This is a genomic window from Okeania sp. SIO3I5 (assembly GCF_010672085.1).
Classification (GTDB): Bacteria; Cyanobacteriota; Cyanobacteriia; order Cyanobacteriales; family Microcoleaceae; genus Trichodesmium.
Map to the genome: position 1 here is coordinate 1 of NZ_JAAHHT010000464.1, position 2,871 is coordinate 2,871.

At 36.3% G+C, this 2,871-nt stretch carries 4 protein-coding genes; all 4 read left to right on the forward strand.

Going from position 1 to position 2,871, the window contains the following annotated elements; genetic code table 11:
- The first annotated feature begins 362 nt into the window (after positions 1–362).
- On the forward strand, positions 363–776 hold the full coding sequence (locus F6K40_RS39640; protein WP_293145642.1) for a hypothetical protein: 414 nt from the start codon (positions 363–365) through the stop codon (positions 774–776).
- A 230-nt stretch (positions 777–1,006) separates the two neighbouring features.
- Positions 1,007–1,408 carry a hypothetical protein gene (locus tag F6K40_RS39645; RefSeq protein WP_293145645.1) on the forward strand — a complete coding sequence of 134 codons (402 nt, stop codon included), beginning with the start codon at positions 1,007–1,009 and terminating at the stop codon, positions 1,406–1,408.
- A 191-nt stretch (positions 1,409–1,599) separates the two neighbouring features.
- Positions 1,600–2,037: a hypothetical protein gene (locus tag F6K40_RS39650; RefSeq protein WP_293145648.1), complete on the forward strand. Its 438-nt coding sequence runs from the start codon at positions 1,600–1,602 to the stop codon at positions 2,035–2,037.
- 206 nt (positions 2,038–2,243) lie between these two features.
- Positions 2,244–2,732: a hypothetical protein gene (locus F6K40_RS39655; RefSeq protein ID WP_293145651.1), complete on the forward strand. Its 489-nt coding sequence runs from the start codon at positions 2,244–2,246 to the stop codon at positions 2,730–2,732.
- The last annotated feature ends 139 nt before the right edge of the window (positions 2,733–2,871 follow it).

The window sequence follows — 2,871 nt, forward strand, 5'->3', positions numbered from 1 at the left end:
TTCATGGCCTGTGCTGCTCACTTACTCGCATCCTTTCAGTGGCCACACACCAGGTCAACAATGCTAAGGTCAGTAATAGAATTGGCTCAATTTTGACTCACTTACCAACTGTCCAACTATCTCTAGGGAAGGGTCAGGCAGACGTAAACCTGACCCAAACTTCGGTAGATAGTCTGTAAATTGTAGATACACAAATAACTCCTGCTCCGCTAGGACAAGCCCTTCAGAACTTGGTTTTTTTGTGTATGGATTTATCTTAGCAAGATAATATTGTTATGTCAACATATTCTTGCTAAAATATTTGTAAGGTAATTGTAGCTTGCATCATCTTGCTAAGACAACAATATATTGCTAAGATAAACATGAATTCTACGAATAAAGAAAATGCCCAAAGTAAGCCCGAAGCAATACAACGAACCGAAATATTCAACGTCGGTAAGTTTGACTCGGACAGTTCTGGACTACATACAAACACTGGCTGCACAGACGAACCCGGAAGTGAGCCGGAGTCAGGTAGTCGAAGAGATAATACGAGAACAAATGGATACCGGATTGAAGCAGGAAACAATAGCAACGAAAGAGACTATCTTAAAAAACTAGCCAACCAATTGGAACTGTTAACAGGAAGGTTTAACCAGTATATTGGCTCGCACCGTGGCAGATTGGAAAAACGGCTAGAAGAGAATCAACAGTTCGCCCAAGACTTTAAAGAAGACCTTGCTGATTTAAAGCAAGAGATAGAAGGGTTCCTAGGTGCATCAAAAACATTAGAATAAAACTATCAGGGATACCGATCGCTTATCTAAGCGGTCGGTAATTTTTATGAAATGGAACAATGCCCACAAGCTATTGACATATACACCTTGCAATGGATAATTCTTTGCATCATTTTATATTGTTGACGGCAATGAACGGGATTGAAAAAATAGACAAGCGATAACTTTCGGTAACTTTCGGTGACTTTCAGTAAAGCGATCGCCAACTTTCTTATCAGAGGAAATTAATTATGGGAAAAGCCAAACGACGTAAATTATCAGACCCAAATTATGGGAAACCAACCATTATTAGCACTGGAGAATTGTGTTTACTTGATGAAAAAACCAAAGCCGATATTAGGGAATTGGTTGAAAAAGGTTTCTTTGACAAGTTTGCACTTACAGCAGATATTGTAGCAACTAGCCAGATCCAAATCAAAAATGAAATTGTTCCAGCACTTACCTTTATAAATAACGATGGCTATATAAAAACTTCGATACTCTCTTTAATGTGTTATCTTGATGCAACAGATATAGAACTGTTGCAGGAATGTGCAAAGAGTTTAAGTGAGAGTTACATACCAATAGTCAACTTAATGAAAGGTCGCGAAGTTATTTTTGTTCGTCAAAAATCAATCCATCAGGAGTCGTGATTGCAACCTAAGAAAGTATTTTTTTCAAGGAGGTTAATATGACCAAATTAAACAAATCTCAAAGCCAAGTTTTTGAAATAATTTAATCAGAATTAGACCCACTGACTATTATAGACAAGCGATAACTTTCAGTAACTTTCGGTAACTTTCAGTAAAGCGATCACCAACTTTATTATCAGAGTAAATTAATTATGGGAGAAGCAAAACGACGTAAATTATCAGACCCAAATTATGGTCAGACAAAGTTTACTGTTGAAAAATTTGAGCAGTTCAGTCTGTGGAGTCCTGAGTTAAATAATATCGACAAACATATAAAGCCGACAGATCAATGGTCAATTGACTCACCTAATTTATATGCAGTTCATTGGATGAAGTTTGGCTACATTATACCTACAATTAGCATTATTAAGTATGACTGTAACACAGGAACCTGGCAACAGGAAGCACAATGGCTTTTTAACCCTTTGCTCCCTGTTCCTGATAAAAACCTGAGAGAAAAAGCCAGTCAAGTTGTAAATTCTTATACAAAACGAGAACTAAACAGAGCCTTGAAAGAAATCAAAGATTTTGGGGCACCGCTTTCAAGCACCGCTTTTAGTCTATACACACTGTTTTTGGGTAATTTATAAGTAATTTATAAGCAATTAATATTCTTATTACCAAAGTAAATGACCAAATTAAACAAATCTCAAACAGAAGTTTTCCAAATAATTTAATCAGAATTAGACCCACTAACTATTTACGATATCGCAATCGAAGTTGGGTACACAAAAAAAACAATAAATAACTGCCTATCTACCCTAGAAAAAAAAGGACTAATTTGGGGATTTGAGAGGTGGGGGATGATGTATTACCTAGAAGGAAATCCTCAGTATTAGTAAGAGGAAAAGTAACTTTTTTGAAGGAGATTAATATATTGATGAAAAGGTCTTCAAGTCCATATCGCGGGCTAATATTCTGTGTCGGGGGAGTAGACTACGTTGAAAAGTTTACCAGAATAAAACAGAAATATCCTGACAGGAAAATCATCAAAATATTACGAGAACAAATCAACATATTAGAGGAATACATTATGACTCAATTGACAAACATTAGGGACGAAGTTACAAAGAGAACTATGGAAACAATAAGAGTTTATGACGCAATAGTAGAAAATGATTTACCTCTTCAAATGGCTGACATTATGGCAGAAACTCAGCTTTCCGAAAAGGAAATAAACAGGGCTTTGAGTATCTTAGAAACCCTCAAAATAGTTGGCAACTTAAGCTCCCCAGAGAAACCCGCAATTTATGGCATAGCAGCCCGATATGAACAAGACTATTAAATAGGAGATTAGCATGACCACATCAAGCCAACTTCAGACCCAAATTTTCAACATAATTAAATCAGAATTCAGCCCGATATCTATTGATAATATTGTCACCAAATTGGGCATTTTTAAAGGAGAACCAGTAATGTACGGT